The organism is Polaromonas sp. P1_F4 (genome assembly GCF_056405675.1).
In genome coordinates this window covers 15460-27837 of the sequence record NZ_JBFUBP010000007.1, presented here as the reverse complement: position 1 = coordinate 27837, position 12378 = coordinate 15460, and the positions used below count along the sequence as shown (strand labels likewise).

Below are 12378 nucleotides of genomic sequence, written 5' to 3'. Positions count from 1 at the left end.
CGGTCAAACCCATCCGTTCAGTGCAGCACCCGGCCGTGCGGGGCGCTGCCGTTGTGTGCTTCCAGAACGAACATGGCAATGGGTACGTCAAAACGTTCGCCATCTTCGGCCACACAAAAATAGCTACCGTGCATGGTGCCGGTGGGCGTGCGCAGGCGCGATCCGCTGGTGTACTGGAAGGACTCGCCCGGCTTGAGCAGCGGCTGGTGACCCACAACGCCAAGCCCTTTGACCTCCTCGTTGTGGCCGTTGGCGTCGCTGATGATCCAGTGGCGGGAAATCAGCTGGGCGGTCACGTCGCCGGTGTTGGTTACCGTGACGGTGTAGGAAAACCCGTAGATGTGGTCTTCCGGGGCCGACTGGTCAGGCTGGTATTGCGGAACAACTTCGCAGGAGAACTGGTATTTGGGCATGGCAGGTAAACGGTTGGCGTCCATGTTAACCGCCCGCCCGGGAGGCTGCCATGCGTGCGGGCATGACGCGGCGGCGGCTTGCTGCGACAATCCGGCCATGCCTAAAAACACGCCGCCCACTTACCGGATCGCCCCCTCCATTTTGTCCGCCGACTTTGCCCGGCTGGGTGACGAGATCAAAGCCGTGATTGCTGCAGGAGCCGACTGGATCCACTTCGACGTCATGGACAATCACTATGTGCCCAACCTGACCTTTGGGCCGATGATTTGCCAGGCGCTCAAGCCTCATGCAAAAAAAGCCGATGGCACTGCCGTGCCGGTGGATGTCCACCTGATGGTGCAGCCCGTCGATGCACTGGCTGCAGCCTTTGCCGATGCAGGTGCCGACTTCATCAGTTTTCACCCCGAAGCGTCGGGCCATGTGCACCGCAGCGTGCAGGCCATCAAGGCAAAAGGCTGCAAAGCGGGGCTGGTGTTCAACCCGGCTTCTCCGCTGGATGTGCTGGACTGGGTGATTGAGGATATTGATCTCATCCTGATCATGAGCGTCAATCCGGGCTTTGGCGGACAAAGCTTTATTGACTCCGCGCTGCGCAAAATAGAAGATGCGAGAAAACGCATTGACGCTTCGGGAAAAGACATTCGCCTGGAAGTCGATGGGGGCATCAAGACCGACAATATCGCGCGCGTGGCATCGGCCGGTGCCGATACCTTTGTCGCGGGCAGTGCGATTTTCGGGAAACCCGACTACAGGGCGGTGATTGACGCCATGCGGGTGGAGCTGGTGAAATAAGGCAGACTGCAACGATGCAGACCCCTGTCTCCCATATCTCTCTGCCCGAAAACCGGTAGGGCCGCAACTGGCCCGGCATTCATGGAAGATCCGCATCATGACTGAACCTGTGAAGCCGCCGGTTAACGAGACGCCCTCCGCGCGGAGGGCGCGCATCCTGGTGGTGGACGATACCGAGGACATACGCTATTTCCTCGCGACGCTGCTGCAGGACAAGTACGAAGTGATTGCCGCAGCGTCAGGTGAGGCCGGGCTGCAGGCGGCAACTTCAGGTGTGCGCCCCGAGATCATCCTGCTGGATGTGATGATGCCCGGCATGGACGGCTACGAGGTGATGCGGCAACTGGCAGGCGATCCGCGCACGGCTGATATCCCGGTGATCTTCCTGACGGCGCTTGCCAGTGTGGAGGAGGAGCAATATGGGCTGGACCTGGGGGCCACCGACTACATCACCAAGCCCGTCAGCCCGCCCATCCTGTTGGCGCGCGTCAGGATGCATCTTGAACGCAGCGCCAATGCCAAGCGCCTGAAGACCCTGTCAGAACAACTGTCGCGTTACCTGGCACCGCAGGTCTACCAGTCCCTCTTTGACGGGTCGCGCCAGGCTGAAATCGAGACGCAGCGCAAATGGCTCACGGTGTTTTTTTCGGACATCAAGAACTTCACCGAATCGACCGGTAAATGGCAGCCCGAAGAAGTCACGTTCCTGCTGAACAGCTATTTCGAAGAGATGTCGCAAATCGCGGCCGACTATGGCGCCACGCTGGACAAATTCATCGGCGATGCCATCGTGATTTTTTTCGGGGACCCGCACACCCTTGGCCGGCAGCAGGATGCCGTGCAGTGCGTCCGGATGGCGGTGGCCATGCTGGTGCGGCTTGACGAGCTTCAGGTGCGGTGGAAGGCGATGGGCATCGACAAGGCGTTTGAAATACGCATCGGCATTCATTCCGGGTTTTGCGATGTCGGAAATTTCGGCAGCAAGCTGCGCATGGACTACACCATTATTGGCCGGGAGGTGAACCTTGCCGCGCGGCTTGAGCAGGCCGCAGAGCCCGGCCAGATGCTGATCTCCCGCGAAACCCATGCACTGGTCCAGGCGGAAATCCAGGCCGAAGCGCGGCCTGCTGTCACGGCCAAGGGATTTGCGGAGCCCATTCCGGTTTATGCGGTGCTGAAACCGGCGCGCTTGCCGCAGGCTGTTGCGACAGCGACCCCGCCAACGTTGCAGCCGCCGCCGCGGGATACCGTCAAAACGCCGGGCACGGGAATTCCCATGGCCGATGCCGCAGACGCCACGTTGCCTGAGAGCATTGCCGGCCTGGATCTCAGCGTCGGCCTGACCCGCGCGATGGGCATGAAGGGGTTTTACCTGTCGATGCTGCGCCGCTACCTCGACGGCCGCCGGGATACTCCCCGGCATATTCGCGAAGCGCTGGATGCGGGCGACCTGAAGAATGCCGAACTGCTCAGTCATTCCCTGCGGGGCGTTTCGGCCCAGATCGGCGCCATTCGCGTGCCGGCGGATGCGGCCGCGCTTGAGCAGGCCATCAATGAGGGCCTGCCGCGCCAGAGCCTGGACGATTTACTCGGGAAACTGGAGTCATCTCTGGGCGAGCTGATTGCTGCGCTGCAGTCAGGGTTACCACCGACGGATCCGGCCGCCGCAGGCTCTTAGCGAGGCGATCCATGAGGGACCGGACCTGCAGGTGTATCGTTTCCTTACATCGCAAGCCACTAGAATCAGAATGCATTCAGGCTCATGCCACGACTGTTATCCGTTACCCGCGAAAGGACAACCACAGTGCATCCAAACAACATTTATGCGGTTACACCCAAAGGTCAACAGGAACTGCGCAGTGCCGCCACTTCGATTTCGCAGCCTGAGATTGAATTACTGGTGCGCCTTGATGGCATCCTGACGGTTGCGCAGATTCGGCAGAGCATGGGTGAAGCAGGCAGTACCACAGTAGACGGCACGCTCGATCTGCTCTATGCCAAGGGGCTCGTGGAAATGGTTCAGCCCGATCCGTTCGCGGCCTCGCTTCAACTCCACCTCAGCCCGTTGGCACTGACAGCGGCGGACGCAGAAGCCGACTCCTGTGCTGCCACGCTCAAGAAGTCCAATTACTACGTGCGTATTGCGCGCAAACGCGGAGCACCCCGTTCCCATGCAGCTGGCGAGCGCCTGTCAGTCGTTATCGTGGACGACGAGGAGCACCTCGCCAAATTCCTTAAAAGCTACCTGACGTTCGAAGGCTTTGATGTCCGGACTGCCGGTTCCCGTGCCGAGATCGTGGCGGAGTTTCGCAAGCAGCCGATTCCCGATCTGGTGCTTCTGGACGTGATGCTTCCTGATGCGGACGGCTTCGACATCCTGCTGCGGATTCGCTCCCATCCCGTGCTCAAGGATGTTCCGGTCATCATGCTGACCGCCAAGGCAACGCGGGAGTCTGTGCTGAAGGGCCTGGCGGGCGGAGCCGACGGGTATGTCACCAAGCCTGTAGAGACGGAATCACTGATTCAGGCCGTCCGTACGGTGCTGGGCACCCAATAGTGCGCCTTTGCGGCGAACAGGCCTGAAGAAGCTCCAAGCGCCATGAAAATGCCCTTTCGCTCAAGCACCAACGTGGCCCTGTGTGCCGGAATGGTCCTGATCGCCCTGAGTATTGCGGCATCCTATGTCACCATCAATTCGCTGATCAGCGATGCGCAGAGCGAAAGTGAAACGCGGGAAAAGGCGCTCGTTCTCCAGCGCGTGGTTTCTGGATTCAAGGCGACGGAATCCCTGCAGCGGCGTTATTTGCTGACCAATGCCTCCAGCGACCTGGCTGACTACCGGCAGTCCCTTGCACAGATCCAGCAGGCGCTCCAAAGCATGCGGCCTAGCCAGGATGTTGTCACCTCCGCTGCAGATTGGCTCGCACTGAAAGATGCGATCACGCGAACGGTCGGCTTGATGGAACAGACCGTCACGGCACGCCAGCAATCCGGTCTGGAAGCCGCTATAGCCATCGTGGGTGGCCCCCTGAACCGCCAGCTCCACGATGAAATCGAAATCCTGGTTGGCAGCATCAAGGGGGGTGAAGAGTCAGCCCTTGAACACACCAAGGCCGAAACCCGCCAGACTGCTCAAACCGTCAAGCAGCTGATTCTGATGGGCGGGCTGCTGTCGCTCAGCATATTTGGCTGGGCGATCCAGAGGATTCTCCGGACGCAGGAAAAGCGCCGCCGTGCTGAGGCGCAGCTTTTGGACAGCGAAGCCATGAGCCGGGCCGTGACCGAGAGCATGGCCGAAGGGCTGGTCACGGCAACGGGGGAAGGCCTGATCGTCCACGCGAACAGCGCAGCACGTCATCTTTTTGGTTACCGGCTCGAAGACCTGGTTGGCCAGGAGGTCACCATACTGCTGCCAACGCGGTACCGCATGGGGTTCAGTGCCTTTTTCTCCGGGCTGGGCGGCCGCCAGCGCGGCTTCCGGGAGTGGGACGTCAAGATCCTGGGCCAGCGCCATGACGGGACCGAATTCCCCGTCAACGTGTCCTTTGGCGATGTCAATGTGAGCGGAAAGCGGCTTTTCACGGCCATCATTCACGACATCTCCGAGAGTGTGCGCATCACCGAGGCCCTTCGCAACAGCGAAGAGCAATTACGCCAGCTGACCGATACTGTCCCGGCCCTGATTGCCTATATCGACGGGGAGCAACGCTTTCAGTTCCACAACCGCGCCTACGAAGAAGCGTTTGGCTTGAAAGCCGAACAAATCGAGAACCGGCCGATGCAGGAAGTGCTGGGCGCTGAGCTGTATGACCAGGTCAGGGTACATGTACGCGAAGCACTTTCCGGCTACTCGGTGCGTCATGAGTTCGAATATGTGACAGCCGGCGGCGACCGCCGCGAGTACGTAATGAACTACTTCCCCAGATATGGTGAAGGCGACGAGCAGGACATGGTCATCGGGTTTTCATCGCTGGGGACGGACGTCACCGAGCTCAAGCGTATCGACCGCATGAAAACCGAATTTGTTTCAACTGTCAGCCATGAGCTGCGCACGCCGCTGACGTCCATACGCGGGTCATTGGGACTGGTATGGGGTGGTGTGGCCGGGGAAATTCCGGAAAAAGCCAAAAACCTCGTAGGCATTGCCCAAAGCAATTGCGAGCGACTGATCCGGCTGATCAACGACATTCTCGACAGCGAGAAAATCGAATCAGGGAAGATGCGTTTCGAGCTGCAGGCGCAGGAGCTTGAGCCATTGCTGGAGCGGGCCCTGGCAGACAACGAGGGCTTTGCCGCCCAGCACGGCGTCAAGCTGGTCCTGCATAAAGCCGAAAATTCCCTGCAGGTCTGCGTTGACAGCGACCGGTTGATCCAGGTGGTGACCAACCTGTTGTCCAATGCCATCAAGTTTTCTCCTCCGGAGGGGACGGTCGACGTAACTGTGCGCAAGCGTGGCCGTCGGGCCCGGGTTGAAATTTCCGACAAGGGCCCCGGGATTCCGGACGAATTCCGGCCGCGCATCTTCCAGAAGTTCTCGCAGGCCGACTCCTCCGACACCCGCCAGAAAGGCGGGACCGGGCTTGGCCTGAGCATTTCCAAAGTCATTCTTGAGCGCATGGAGGGCAACATCGGTTTCACGACCGAGAGCAATGTGGGAACGACGTTTTACTTTGATTTGCCCGAATGGCGCGAAGCCCCCCCTGTCACCGCACCGGTGGGGCTGTATGCACGTCCCCGCGTGCTGGTGTGCGAGGACGACCCGGATGTCGCCAAGCTTATCGGCATGATCATGGATAAGGGCGGGTACGACGCGGACATGGCGCATACCGCAGACCAGGCACGTGACTATCTCAAGATGGAGACGTATGCCGCCATGACGGTGGATATCAAGCTGCCTTACGAAAACGGCCTCACCGTTGTTCGTGAGCTGCGCGCCAACAAGCGCACCGCCACGCTACCGGTGCTTGTCTTGTCGGTCATCGCTGCAGAGGCCCGGCAGCATGCCGAAAACCAGTCGCTCGGCGTCTCGGAGTGGCTTGAAAAGCCGCTGGATGAGCAGCGCTTGCTGAAGTGCATCAAGCGCGCCATCAAAAGCCGTTCCAACGGGAAACGCGGGGGCGTTCTTTGATGGCTCCGGCGCTGTTCCGTTTTGACCGCGATCTGGAATGAAGAAATAAGTATCTGCAAATCGAGGCTTTGAGCGGGTAATGCAGATTTTGCGGAGATGAGGTTCCGCCGGCGTTGTTACAGTCCTACCCCTCAGTATCTGGTCCAGCAGAAATTTGTCATTTATCACCGGGCTTGGCCATGTGGGATAGATCATCTCCAGTTTGTCCACCAAAGCCCCGCTTCGCAAGCTGCATCAGCAGGCGCCGGCCCTTGGCATCCGTCGTCCGCCAGGCAATGCGGGCGAGTTCGATAAAAGCGTTTTCTGCAGGATTGATTGCGTCTCCGCCGTGATCCATATCCATCCAGCCTTTTGGCTTTCCGGACTTGCTCTCGATCTGCGCGGCTGCTGCATCGCCGATGTTCCGCGCGGTGCCCTTGGCATCGCCCTTGAACTGGCTCAGCCCACCGGCGCTGAGGCCAAGTTGTCTGGCGATGCGGCCCAACATGCCGACAGGTGATTCGCCGGCGGCCAACTCCTTCTCGCTGAACTCCCGGATGATGATCAGCAGGTTGTTGCGCCGGTTTCTATTGACGTTCTCTGAGTCCATGTGACGTGATTGCAACAATCGAATTTATTTTGCATCGACCCGTTGACGATGGTGTAAAAAGATTTTACATTACCTTTCATCGCTACTTTGACATCAACTTTTTTCACGCACTCATCATGAAACCGATAGCCGCCACCGCAAGAAACAACACCCCCGTCTGGGGCGGTGTTGCCGTGCGTCGCATTGACGTTCATCTACGCGAGTGCCGTGGGCAGAGTTCTTTTGCGCTGTCCATTTTGCGGACAGCCATGCCCAAGCAGAACCACGAGGATTCCATACAACCGGGAGGAGGAGACGCCTAGGCGTACCTTCTAAATCTCTGACACCCAGAGGCCCGGTATCCGCAAGGAACCGGGCCTTTTTGTTTTTCCCTGACGGTGATCGTGCCGTCGATGCGCTTCAAGCGCGGGAGTCTTTAAAAATTTGCAGCGGGACAGCAGCCAAACACTGGATGGCAGCGAGTCTCGCAAAAATTGCGGACATAGCTCAGTGGGTAGAGCGTGAGCCTTCCAAGCTCAATGTCGTCGGTTCGAAGCCGTCTGTCCGCTCCATTTCGGGTGTGCCTGTTTCACGTCACCTGCGCGAGACCGAGGAGACGGTCTGGTGGCGTGTGTGCTGGCAGCCGGGGTTCATGGCCCCGGAAGTGCAGTGCAGTGGGAGATCCCGGTTCGGCTTTATGCCGGCCGCCCACATGCAGGTACAGCCGAAATGGATTCAGTTTTTAGCCCGCGTAGCTCAGTCGGTAGAGCAGCCGCCTTGTAAGCGGCAGGTCGTCCGTTCAAATCGCGACCGTGGGCGCCAGGGTATTTGTCACGTTCGTCTAGCTGGCTCAGGACACAAGGCTTTCATTCTTGTAGACAGGGGTTCGAATCCCCTACGTGACGCCAATTCCAGCGCTGGCAGCCAGGTAGTTGGCTGGCAGTTGTTCAGTAAAGAAGCGCAGTGCTCGCAAGAGCGTAGTGCGGAAACCGGCCTCAAAGATAGGGTGGCACCGGAACTCGTAACCGGAGATTTTTTGGAAGATTGGCCGAGAGGTTCAAGGCACTCGCTTGCTAAGCGAGAGCTCGTGAAAATGGGCGCATGGCATCGAACCCCTTATCTTCCGCCATCTCTTTTAGTCATCTCTTTCCGTCATTTGTTCTCGCCATCTGTTTGATGGGCCGTTCGCCAAGCTGGTCCAAGGCATCGGGTTTTGATCCCGACATTTCGGTGGTTCGAATCCATCACGGCCTGCCATTTTTTTCGGGTTGCATAGCTCAGTGGTAGAGCAGCGGGCTCATAACCCGCCGGTCGTTGGCTCGGTCCCAACTGCAACCACCATCCGCATCACCAGGCTTTGCGCGTATAGCTCAGCTGGATTCAGGGCGCGACCCTCCGAAGGTCGAGGCCGGCAGTTCGAGTCTGCCTGCGTGCACCAGAAATAACCCAGGTAGATTTTTTCTCGCGTTAGCTCAGTCCGGAATCAGAGCATCTGCCTACGAAGCAGAGGGTCGGAAGTTCAAATCTTTCACGCGAGGCCATTCAGTTTTCATTCAGTTCGATTCAATCCGTGTGTGGCGCAGTTGGAAGCGCGCGTGCTTTGGGAGCATGAGGTCGCAGGTTCGAGACCTGCTACACGGACCATCTTCATTCTTGTCTTTTTCATTTTTGGTCTGTTAGCTCAGCTGGTAGAGCACTTCCCTGTCGAGGATGTGGTCACGGGTTCGATTCCCGTACAGGCCGCCACAGTTATGTCGTGAATGTCGTGGCACTTCGGTCGATGGAGCGATGAGTCGACAACCCATGCGCCGGCACGAACCCGGACCGGGACGCCAAAAGAAATGCTCAAGTGGCGGAATTGGAAGACGCACCTGCTTCAAAACCAGGTCTTTTCGGAGTTTTGGGAGTTCGAATCTCCCCTTGAGCACCAGAACAGTTTTAGCCCCGGTGGTGGAATGGGAAGACACACTGGCCTCAGAAGCCAGCGCTTTCGGGCATGCCGGTTCGACGCCGGCCTGGGGCACCATTTTTAGATTTTCATGGGCGTATAGCTCAACCAGGCAGAGCAGCGGCCTCCAAAGCCGAAGGCTGGAAGTTCGATTCTTCTCGCGCCCGCCAGCGATTTCCGGCGGTGTACCCCAGTGGTCGAAGGGAGCGGATTGCAAATCCGCCTGCGTCAGCACGCGTCAGTTCGAATCTGACCACCGCCTCCATCTCATTGCTTTCAGCGCCTGTAGCTCAGCCAGGACAGAGCGCTGGGCTTCTACCCCAGTTTGTCGGCCGTTCGAATCGGCCCAGGCGCGCCACATTCCTCATTCAACCAACCTCAAGGAGATTTGCCATGACAGCCAGAAACACAGCGGCCTCCAGGAGGATGGCCAAACGGACAGCCACACCACGCAACCGCATTGTTCGTGCCTTGCTGCGCAGCATCGTCGCCGCCGGCAGCGCGCGGCATCGTCACGCCTTGCCGAAGCGCGGGGATGCACAGGATGAGCGCGACCTGGATCAGCGCGTCCGCGAATGCGGCGAGTGTTGAGCACGCCTGGTTTCCCCCTCCCCGTTAGTCCACGATAGCTCAGCTGGTAGAGCGCGCGACTGTTAATCGCGTCGTCCCTGGTTCGACCCCAGGTCGTGGAGCCAATTTTTTCTTCATAGCCGCATAGCTCAGTGGTAGAGCAGTGCCTTGATAAGGCACAGGTCGCTGGTTCGATGCCAGCTGCGGCTACCAACTTTTTCATTTTTCTGGTGCAAGTGGCGCAGTTGGCAGCGCAGCGGGATGTGACCCCGCGGGTCACCGGTTCGAGTCCGGTCTTGCACCCCACCCTGCGGGCATAGCTCAGAGGAAGAGCAACCGGCTTTTAACCGGTAGGTCGAGATTTCGAAATTCTCTGCCCGCACCACTCGTCATTCAGCTCTTCGGTTTTTCAGCTCTTTAGCTCAGCAGGTAGAGCAGCGCCCTTACAAGGCGATGGTCGGGAGTTCGAGCCTCTCAAGAGCTACCAACTTCTTTTTTTGGAGGCCACGATGCATCACGTTCTGCAGCTCGACATCCAGGGGACGCCCCAGGCCTGGATCACGGCTGAAGATGCGGCGTTGCACTATGCCACTGGCACTGTGGCGTGGGAGGAGGGCGAGAGCCCTCTCGTCACGCTCCGCGGCGGGTGGAACGTGGCGCATGGCCGGCAATCGCTGATGGTCATTCAGCCCATCATCGCCCTGAGCGGCTCGCCGCGGCGCAACCTGTTTGAGGTTACGCCGGCCGTATCGAAACCCAAGCTGTTGCGCCGGGACCGCTGCACCTGCGCCTACTGCGCTCAGATTTTCCTCGAGAAAGATCTCGAGGCCGAGCACATCATTCCCGACAGCAAGGGTGGAGCCTACAGCTGGACCAACCTGGTCAGCGCATGCCGTTCGTGCAATGCCCGAAAAGGCGCCCGGACCCCCGAGCAGGCTGGAATGCCGCTGGTCTACCTGCCTTACGTTCCGTCGCTGTGGGAAGACTTCCTGCTGCGCGGCCGCAATGTACGGGCCGATGTCCATGAGTGGCTGGCCGTCCGGCTGCCCAAGGGATCCAGGCTGAATTGAGTTCAGCAGCCGAAGCGGCGCGTCGCGAAAGTGGTGCGCCGCTTTTTTATTGCCGATAGTCCCCTGGATCATCGGCATGCCGTTCAGCATGCCTGTGCGCGGCCCACTGCCGCCGCCATATGGCAGGACCGGCCGGAGTCACGGCTGAAGAAGGCAACAGGCTATCTGCCTTTAAGATCAACCCGATGAGGTACTGGCGGTGACTGGTCTTGGGGAGAATTCCTGTGCCAGGAATGACCCACCCGTATCATCAGTTCGGGCCGCTATCTGTTTTGAGCGCTACTGCCTTGTATTGAACCCTAATGATTTTTGACAACGACCGTTTTGACGCTGCCATCCTCGACCTGGACGGCACCATGGTCGATACCCTGGGCGACTTTGTGGCTGCCCTCAACCTGATGCTGGCCGAAATGCTGCCGGGCCACCTGCCGGCGTTTGCGCTTGATGCTGCAGCAGTGGAACGCATGGTTGGAAAAGGCTCGGAGCATCTCGTCAAGACCACGCTGAAATATGTCCAGGCAAAGATGGGTATTGCGCTGCCGGCTATCGATTTAATAGCGCTTTACGATGCGGCCTACGCCGCTTACCAACGGCATTACACCCGCATCAATGGCCGGCACTCTGCGGTTTATCCGGGTGTCCTGGAAGGCTTGCATGTGTTGCAGCAGGACGGACTGCGGCTTGCCTGCCTGACCAACAAACCCCTGGCGTTTGCCCGCGAACTGCTCAAGCTCAAAGGCCTCGACGGCTTTTTTACCCAGGTTTTTGGCGGGGATTCATTCGAGCGCAAAAAGCCAGATCCGCTGCCCTTGCTGAGAACCTGCGAATGCCTCGGCACTTCGCCTGCCCGCACGCTGATGATCGGCGACTCCAGCAACGATGCCCGGGCCGCCCGGGCCGCGGGCTGTCCGGTGTTGCTGGTGACGTATGGGTATAACCATGGCGAGCCGGTTCGCGCTGTGGACGCCGATGGCTTCATTGACTCGCTGGCGGAGCTGCGGTTTCAGAAATGACAACGGGGCTTGCGCCCCGTTGAGAGAGTGTGGCTTGCGCCGCTTCAGGCGGGTTTGCCGAGCATCGCGTCCCTGAGTTTCCAGTCAGCCGGTTGTGGACCCAGCCAGATGCGCACGAGGGCGTTGAAGAATTCAAGCTCCTTGAAGGGCTCGCCTTGTGGTTTGCCTTTGACGGAGATCACGGTGCCGGTGCCGGGGATCCAGTCGATGGTGAAGCCTTCGCCGGCTACCAGCTTTTTCTGGTCGGCAAAGAGCTGGCCCATCCTGATGAGGCCGGGGATCAGCTTGGACATTTCGCCTTTTGGGGTGTTCTCTGTGAAGGCTGTGGTAAAGCCCTTGCCCAATTCGTTGGAGTCAATGTCGCGCAGCAGGGTGATGCTGATGCGCTTGGGGCCGGCCATGGTGTAGACCTCTTCGGGGGTGGCGGCCTTTTTTGGCAGGTACATCGCGGCCACATAGACCTTGAACACCGCCTTGTAGCGAATGCCGGCGCCATTGAGCTGCAGCTTGGTGCCGTGGACCTCTACCGGGTCGTCGAGTTTGACGCCGGAAACCTCCATCGGGGCGGCGAGGACGCCCAGTGACAGCATTAAACCGGCCAGGCCCGCCATGCATCGCGTTGTCAAAGTCATGAATTGTCTCCAAGGGTGGTGAAATAGAACGAACGTTCTTTTTTATGTCTCATTTTGAAGGCCGCAGAGGGCCTGCCGCAAGAGGGTTTGCGAGATAAGCATTAGTACTAGTGACTTTTTTTAGCGGGACCAGGTGGCTGGGCAGGTCAGGCCGGGGCGGTCTTTGCTACACTTTGGCCCACATGTTCATTCATCGCATCATTCAGACAGGTTGTGGCGACCGGGGAGCCTGGCCCTGGCGTA

Annotated in this window: 11 protein-coding genes and 20 tRNA genes; 28 read left to right on the top strand and 3 right to left on the bottom strand. The window is 59.1% G+C overall.

All coding sequences use genetic code 11. From position 1 onward, the window contains the following. Nucleotides 1-17 precede the first annotated feature (17 nt). Nucleotides 18-413, bottom strand: a complete 396-nt coding sequence (gene apaG, locus AC1DYQ_RS14965; RefSeq protein ID WP_457282449.1) for a Co2+/Mg2+ efflux protein ApaG — start codon at nt 411-413, stop codon at nt 18-20. 97 nt (nt 414-510) lie between these two features. Between apaG and rpe the strand changes: the two genes are divergently transcribed. The 4 genes from rpe (at nt 511) to AC1DYQ_RS14945 (ending at nt 6334) form a co-directional block, all read left to right on the top strand. Then, the gene (gene rpe, locus AC1DYQ_RS14960; protein ID WP_457282302.1) at nt 511-1206 is read left to right on the top strand and encodes a ribulose-phosphate 3-epimerase; all 696 of its coding nucleotides are present in this window, start codon (nt 511-513) and stop codon (nt 1204-1206) included. 97 nt (nt 1207-1303) lie between these two features. Further along, complete coding sequence (locus AC1DYQ_RS14955; protein WP_477687425.1) at nt 1304-2884, top strand: adenylate/guanylate cyclase domain-containing protein; 1581 nt, start codon at nt 1304-1306, stop codon at nt 2882-2884. 126 nt (nt 2885-3010) lie between these two features. Then, a complete protein-coding gene (locus AC1DYQ_RS14950) occupies nt 3011-3763 on the top strand; it encodes a response regulator transcription factor (protein ID WP_477687424.1) in 753 nt (250 codons plus the stop codon). A gap of 42 nt (nt 3764-3805) precedes the next feature. Next, complete coding sequence (locus AC1DYQ_RS14945; RefSeq protein WP_477687423.1) at nt 3806-6334, top strand: PAS domain S-box protein; 2529 nt, start codon at nt 3806-3808, stop codon at nt 6332-6334. A gap of 157 nt (nt 6335-6491) precedes the next feature. Here the strand turns inward: AC1DYQ_RS14945 and AC1DYQ_RS14940 are convergent, their stop codons facing one another. Continuing rightward, on the bottom strand, nt 6492-6923 hold the full coding sequence (locus AC1DYQ_RS14940) for a hypothetical protein (RefSeq protein WP_477687422.1): 432 nt from the start codon (nt 6921-6923) through the stop codon (nt 6492-6494). 5 nt (nt 6924-6928) lie between these two features. Here AC1DYQ_RS14940 and AC1DYQ_RS14935 point away from each other — a divergent pair, with 5 nt between their 5' ends. The 24 genes from AC1DYQ_RS14935 to gph all read left to right on the top strand — a co-directional run bounded on the left by AC1DYQ_RS14935 (nt 6929) and on the right by gph (nt 11503). After that, on the top strand, nt 6929-7225 hold the full coding sequence (locus AC1DYQ_RS14935) for a hypothetical protein (protein WP_477687421.1): 297 nt from the start codon (nt 6929-6931) through the stop codon (nt 7223-7225). A gap of 173 nt (nt 7226-7398) precedes the next feature. After that, a tRNA-Gly gene (locus AC1DYQ_RS14930) sits at nt 7399-7474 on the top strand. A 173-nt stretch (nt 7475-7647) separates the two neighbouring features. Beyond that, nucleotides 7648-7724 (top strand) — tRNA-Thr (locus AC1DYQ_RS14925). A gap of 8 nt (nt 7725-7732) precedes the next feature. Continuing rightward, nucleotides 7733-7810: transfer RNA gene (locus AC1DYQ_RS14920), tRNA-Glu, on the top strand. A gap of 130 nt (nt 7811-7940) precedes the next feature. Further along, a tRNA-Ser gene (locus tag AC1DYQ_RS14915) sits at nt 7941-8031 on the top strand. A 49-nt stretch (nt 8032-8080) separates the two neighbouring features. Beyond that, nucleotides 8081-8159: transfer RNA gene (locus AC1DYQ_RS14910), tRNA-Gln, on the top strand. Nucleotides 8160-8168: 9 nt separating this feature from the next. Beyond that, nucleotides 8169-8243: transfer RNA gene (locus tag AC1DYQ_RS14905), tRNA-Ile, on the top strand. Between the two features lie 18 nt (nt 8244-8261). Beyond that, nucleotides 8262-8340: transfer RNA gene (locus tag AC1DYQ_RS14900), tRNA-Arg, on the top strand. Between the two features lie 23 nt (nt 8341-8363). Continuing rightward, a tRNA-Arg gene (locus tag AC1DYQ_RS14895) sits at nt 8364-8443 on the top strand. 27 nt (nt 8444-8470) lie between these two features. Further along, nucleotides 8471-8546 (top strand) — tRNA-Pro (locus tag AC1DYQ_RS14890). 26 nt (nt 8547-8572) lie between these two features. Beyond that, nucleotides 8573-8648: transfer RNA gene (locus AC1DYQ_RS14885), tRNA-Asp, on the top strand. 97 nt (nt 8649-8745) lie between these two features. Next, nucleotides 8746-8832, top strand: a tRNA-Leu gene (locus AC1DYQ_RS14880). Between the two features lie 11 nt (nt 8833-8843). Further along, nucleotides 8844-8928 (top strand) — tRNA-Leu (locus tag AC1DYQ_RS14875). Nucleotides 8929-8943: 15 nt separating this feature from the next. Beyond that, nucleotides 8944-9020, top strand: a tRNA-Trp gene (locus AC1DYQ_RS14870). A gap of 9 nt (nt 9021-9029) precedes the next feature. Further along, nucleotides 9030-9115: transfer RNA gene (locus AC1DYQ_RS14865), tRNA-Cys, on the top strand. A 14-nt stretch (nt 9116-9129) separates the two neighbouring features. Beyond that, nucleotides 9130-9208, top strand: a tRNA-Arg gene (locus tag AC1DYQ_RS14860). A gap of 35 nt (nt 9209-9243) precedes the next feature. After that, complete coding sequence (locus AC1DYQ_RS14855) at nt 9244-9441, top strand: hypothetical protein (protein WP_477687420.1); 198 nt, start codon at nt 9244-9246, stop codon at nt 9439-9441. Between the two features lie 28 nt (nt 9442-9469). Next, nucleotides 9470-9545: transfer RNA gene (locus AC1DYQ_RS14850), tRNA-Asn, on the top strand. 13 nt (nt 9546-9558) lie between these two features. After that, nucleotides 9559-9633 (top strand) — tRNA-Ile (locus AC1DYQ_RS14845). A gap of 17 nt (nt 9634-9650) precedes the next feature. Next, a tRNA-His gene (locus AC1DYQ_RS14840) sits at nt 9651-9726 on the top strand. 4 nt (nt 9727-9730) lie between these two features. Next, a tRNA-Lys gene (locus AC1DYQ_RS14835) sits at nt 9731-9805 on the top strand. Nucleotides 9806-9831: 26 nt separating this feature from the next. Beyond that, a tRNA-Val gene (locus AC1DYQ_RS14830) sits at nt 9832-9907 on the top strand. A 22-nt stretch (nt 9908-9929) separates the two neighbouring features. Then, the gene (locus AC1DYQ_RS14825; RefSeq protein ID WP_477687419.1) at nt 9930-10490 is read left to right on the top strand and encodes an HNH endonuclease; all 561 of its coding nucleotides are present in this window, start codon (nt 9930-9932) and stop codon (nt 10488-10490) included. A gap of 302 nt (nt 10491-10792) precedes the next feature. Further along, nucleotides 10793-11503, top strand: coding sequence for a phosphoglycolate phosphatase (gene gph / locus AC1DYQ_RS14820; protein ID WP_477687418.1), 711 nt, complete (start codon nt 10793-10795; stop codon nt 11501-11503). 44 nt (nt 11504-11547) lie between these two features. Here gph and AC1DYQ_RS14815 read toward each other — a convergent pair whose 3' ends face one another. Continuing rightward, nucleotides 11548-12135: a chalcone isomerase family protein gene (locus tag AC1DYQ_RS14815; protein ID WP_477687417.1), complete on the bottom strand. Its 588-nt coding sequence runs from the start codon at nt 12133-12135 to the stop codon at nt 11548-11550. Between the last annotated feature and the right edge of the window lie 243 nt (nt 12136-12378).

Excerpts from the sequence above, each read along its gene's own strand:
- AC1DYQ_RS14945 (WP_477687423.1), top strand. The coding sequence starts at position 3,806 with ATGAAAATGCCCTTTCGCTCAAGCACCAACGTGGCCCTGTGTGCCGGA.
- AC1DYQ_RS14825 (WP_477687419.1), top strand. The coding sequence starts at position 9,930 with ATGCATCACGTTCTGCAGCTCGACATCCAGGGGACGCCCCAGGCCTGG.
- AC1DYQ_RS14940 (WP_477687422.1), bottom strand. The coding sequence starts at position 6,923 with ATGGACTCAGAGAACGTCAATAGAAACCGGCGCAACAACCTGCTGATC.
- AC1DYQ_RS14855 (WP_477687420.1), top strand. The coding sequence starts at position 9,244 with ATGACAGCCAGAAACACAGCGGCCTCCAGGAGGATGGCCAAACGGACA.
- gph (WP_477687418.1), top strand. The coding sequence starts at position 10,793 with ATGATTTTTGACAACGACCGTTTTGACGCTGCCATCCTCGACCTGGAC.
- AC1DYQ_RS14955 (WP_477687425.1), top strand. The coding sequence starts at position 1,304 with ATGACTGAACCTGTGAAGCCGCCGGTTAACGAGACGCCCTCCGCGCGG.
- apaG (WP_457282449.1), bottom strand. The coding sequence starts at position 413 with ATGCCCAAATACCAGTTCTCCTGCGAAGTTGTTCCGCAATACCAGCCT.
- AC1DYQ_RS14815 (WP_477687417.1), bottom strand. The coding sequence starts at position 12,135 with ATGACTTTGACAACGCGATGCATGGCGGGCCTGGCCGGTTTAATGCTG.
- rpe (WP_457282302.1), top strand. The coding sequence starts at position 511 with ATGCCTAAAAACACGCCGCCCACTTACCGGATCGCCCCCTCCATTTTG.